The organism is Pseudomonas sp. 2VD (assembly GCF_005503585.1).
Classification (GTDB): Bacteria; Pseudomonadota; Gammaproteobacteria; order Pseudomonadales; family Pseudomonadaceae; genus Pseudomonas; species Pseudomonas aeruginosa.
Genome location: NZ_SCND01000443.1, coordinates 1 through 4,334, shown reverse-complemented (window position 1 = coordinate 4,334; position 4,334 = coordinate 1). Strand labels below are relative to the sequence as shown.

Annotated in this window: 2 protein-coding genes and 1 pseudogene; all 3 read right to left on the bottom strand. The window is 62.7% G+C overall.

Annotated features, from left to right (window positions below):
* The coding region (locus FFS27_RS29270) for a hypothetical protein (RefSeq protein ID WP_256659714.1) at positions 1-1,499 on the bottom strand (1,499 nt) is incomplete at its 3' end.
* A complete protein-coding gene (locus FFS27_RS29265) occupies positions 1,496-4,024 on the bottom strand; it encodes a type VI secretion system Vgr family protein (protein WP_023101379.1) in 2,529 nt (842 codons plus the stop codon). The genes FFS27_RS29270 and FFS27_RS29265, both read right to left, overlap by 4 nt.
* 181 nt (positions 4,025-4,205) lie before the next feature.
* Positions 4,206-4,334: pseudogene (locus FFS27_RS29260) on the bottom strand (Hcp family type VI secretion system effector); the annotation flags it as partial.

Here is a 4,334-nt window from a genome sequence, read left to right as displayed (position 1 = left end):
ACGCGCTCATAGCCGTGCAACTGCGTCAGGGCGCGAGCCACCAGCCCTCCCATCGAATGGGTGACCAGAATGACCTTCATACGTCTCACCTGCTCGGGATCGAGACCGCACTCATCGTCGTTGAGTGTGGCACCGGGGGTCTCCAGAGGGGTAGGGTCACCCTTCCAGATCAGGTCGCGCCAACTATGGCGGCTATCGTCAGCTCCGTAATGGGCATAGGTCTCTGAGTGATAGCCTGCTGCTGACAATTCACCATGAAAATTAGCAATGCTATCTATCAAGTCTTCAAAGTTATCACGGGGGCCAACTCTTAAACCTTCTTTTTTGTCTGACATGTCCATATATTGTGAATTTTGCTCAGGCACCAATCCATACCACGTAGTGTTCTTGTATATCTCTTCATAAGGGTCCTGATTCTGCGGATAAGCCCGAGGCTTTCCATCGATATCCTTGAGCACCTGCCCCTGCGCGTCGCATAGAAACAGCCAGGGACGCCCTTCCCGGTATTCCGCGCTAGGGGCCAATTCCAGCGCGCCGGCCGAATTGGCGACAATGGCTGTCACTTCACCGGCATTTCGCCCCAGCACGACCTGTGCGATACCTTCATAGCCACAGCGCATATGATGGTAGATGGTCGAGGAACCTGTCGCAGGTTGTACGCCATGCACCACCCCCAATACGCGCTCATAGCCGTGCAACTGCGTCAGGGCGCGAGCCACCAGCCCTCCCATCGAATGGGTGACCAGAATGACCTTCATACGTCTCACCTGCTCGGGATCGAGACCGCACTCCTTTTGGTAGAAAGGCAACACGGTATTCTCGATATAGTCGCGTACATCCAGCGCCGACTGCCGGTTGGACTGTAGCCAGTTATAGCCGGCGCACCAGACATCGAACTGGTATCGGCTGGCCCTGAGCAATTCCTCTTCATCGATCGGCCCAACCTTTCCCTGCTCCTCACCCTGATCTCCAGGAGGAGAGAGGGCTTCGTCATTCCACCATGCCTGGAGTTCCCGCCGGCTGACGATGTTATCCAGTCGCCTCTCCATTAATCCCATGACCGGGTTATACGCACTGCGCATGACCTTGCCCCAGCCGCGCAGGCGGGCAGCTTCTTCGGACAAACCAGATTGACCGACATCGATCGTACCCTGGTCATCGACTTCTACTTGCTCAGCCTTCAGGAGCTCCTGACGGGCCTTTGGACCCCTCCAGGCCCAAGTCCACAACGCACCGATGGAGGCAAACAGGTCATCCATGGGCCACAGACCATTCGGCGGCCTCCAGACCTCGCTTTTATCTGCCTTGTTGCGCAGGTTGGTTCCCATGATCCCCGGAATGAAGATCACCGGCAGGGGAGCGGTCTGCCGAACCAGTGCCACCTTTTCGCTCTGGTTGTCGGTACGGGTCAACTGCGCCTTGTAGACAGGCCGTCCCAGACTGTCGCGAGAGCGAGGGATGATCACATCCTGATTCGGCTCGAGCGGTTCGCTGCTCATGTGTTGGACTCCGTGTCGCTGTTGTGACTGCCCTTGCCCAGGATGCGTATCTGCACCGGGTCCATGGCCAGGTGTTGTTGCTTGGGTAAACGGCCCTGGCTGTCGGTCATCAGTTTCACCACACCACCATCGCCTCGTATCACTTCAACGGCGATATTGGGTAACGGCTCCAGCGTGGCTTCGTCGCGCAGGACATACCGGTCATCGAACGGTGTCGAATCCCAGGCGTTGAAGCTGGTCGATGCATGAGCGGGACCGACATGACTGTGCTTCGCCGCCTTGACCACGAAGTTGCCGGGCATGCCCAGCTCGATGTTGCCGCCCTTGAGGGTCAGGTAGGCGCCGCCGCACATCAGGGTGATGTGCTCCTTCGCGGTGACCAGCACGTGCTGCTGGCTGGCGCTGACCTCCACGCTCTGCTCGGCCTCCAGGCGGATGTCGTTCTTCTGCGCCTGCAGCAGCATCGGCCCCTGGTGGGTGATCTGGCGCAGCTCGCCGCCCTGGGCGAACAGGCCGATGTCGCTGCCGGCGTTGATCACCACCTTCTGCCCGGCGGTCACCTGCTGGTTCTGCCGGGCCACGCTGTCGACGTGCTCGCCGGCGGCCAGGGTCAGGCTCGTCGGCGTCGCCGCGGCGATCCCTGCCGGACCGCTCAAGGCGATCGCTGGCTTGCCTCCGTTGCTCTTGCCGGACTCGTCGTTGGCACCGTGGCCGAGGTCGCGCACGGCTTCCTGGAGGGTTTGCTGCGGCGCCGCGTCGTGCCCCACGCCCTGGTGCTCCCCGGCGTAGTCGCCCAGCTCGCGGGCCAGCTCCAACGCCGCCTCCAGCACCTGCACCACGACGCCTCGGTCGAGATGGCCGGCGCCGGCCCTGAGCTGCTCCTCGGTGCTCAGCAGCAGCCCCTTGGCCGCACGCACCGCGCCATGTTCGTCGGTGCGCAGTTCGAAGCCCTCGCCGCGCGGCTTGCCGCCTTCGGGCCGAGGATGGGTCAGGTAGCCCAGGTGCAGCGCGCTGGCACCGTGGTCGCTCATCAGCGCCGCACTGATCTGCGCCGTGGTGTCGTCGATGCGCAGCTCGTTGGCCCGACTGCCCTTGTACTCCTTGCTCTTGATGGTGCTGAGGATCTTGTGGTCGGGCAGCGCGTAGGGCGGTCGGTTGGTCGCCCGGTAGGTGCGCCCGGTGACGATCGGCTGGTCGCAGTCGCCGTCCAGGTAATCGACGATCACCTCCTGGCCAATCCGCGGGATCGCCATGTGTCCCCAGTCGGCACCCGCCCAGTTCTGCGCGACCCGTATCCAGCAGGTACTGAATTCATCGTGACGTCCCTCGCGATCCCAGGGGAACTGGACTTTCACCCGTCCCCACTCGTCGCAATGGATCTCTTCCCCTGCCGGGCCGACTACCGTCGCGATCTGCGGACCATCGATACGCGGCCGAGGCAGCGGTGCGGGACGCCATTCGACGTCCTCGGGTACCAGTTCGGCGCGCAGGTCGTAGCGCACCCCCAGAGGGGCGTCGGCGGACTCTTCCTCCTGGCCGGCATACTGGGTGCCGCGATGGACCACCCGCACCGGCCGCCACCAGGCGTTGAAGTCGGCACGCGGATGACCTTCCAGGGCAAAGGCGTGGCCCGGGATCAGCCGCGGGTCGTCGCCGCTGACCGATGCCACCCGCGCATCGCGCCGGTGCCCTCTGAGGCGGCTTTCGCTGAAAGGCCGGCCGGCGCCGCTCTGCTTGTAGCGACCGGGGTAGTCGTAGCGCTCGTAGGACGAGCCCTGATGCTCGAGCGCCTCGCCAGCGAGATGATGCTCCTGGTCGTAGGTCGGGCGCTTGAAGCTGTAGTCCCGCTGGGTCTGTCGAGCCGTACGAACATTTTCGCTGTAGCGGAAAGAATGAAGCACCGGCTGTGGGTTGTCGCCCTCCGGCTGGGCGCTGAACAGTACCGGGCCGCCGGCGATACGCTCCTGGACGTAGAGCCGGTCGCTGCAGACCAGGGTGTGGCGGTGTTCGTCGAAGCGGAAGTAGTAGACCAGGCCTTCCTCGAAGGCTAGCCGGTCGTGCAGGTAGTGATCGCTGTCGCCGGCCTGCACGCAGTATTCGCGCGGCAGGTGCTCATGGTAGATGCGCTGTTCGTAGTCGAGCACCTGGTGTTCCTTGAGCAGCGCCTGGAGAATCTCCGGAACACTCTTCTCCTGGAATATCCGCCAGTTGCAGCACAGCTCCAGGCGCGCCAACTGCGGTTCCAGCAGCAGTTCGTAGCGGGTCCGGCGAAAACCCGAGCTGCCCTGGGTGAAGTGGCTGACGATGCCATGGACGTAGCGGGCCGGACGGCCGTCCTGCCAGAGGGTGAAGGTGCCCGGCTGGTCGAGTACCTGCTTGAAATCGATGGCGTTCTTGTCGCTGGCCAGCTTCAGGTTCAGGCGGAAAGGCTCGCAGAGCGCTTCTTCCAGTTCGAACTCGACGACATCGAACGCGAGTTTCCCTTCGCCGACGACGAAGGTGAATTTCAGGTCCCTTTGACGCATGGATCGTTCCTTGTTCCTGGCGGGCGGTTCCTCCCCCATCCGTTGGAGAAGCGAGCCCCACGTTACTCTTGCTCAGCCGCTGCCGAAAGTCTTGGCTCTGTGTCGATTTCGCGAAGTAGCGGACATTTTCGGCTCGACGGAGAACCGATCGCACAGGTGTACGACCGGTGTGCCTGTCAACTCACCCTGCGACCGGCGAGCGCCAGTCGTCGGAGCCGGAGGTGCCGGAGACTTCGTGGGTCCAGGTGATCTTGCGGTAGGTGAAGTGCACGTCTTCCAGGTGGGTGAAGTGGGCGTTGCCCGGGTCCTG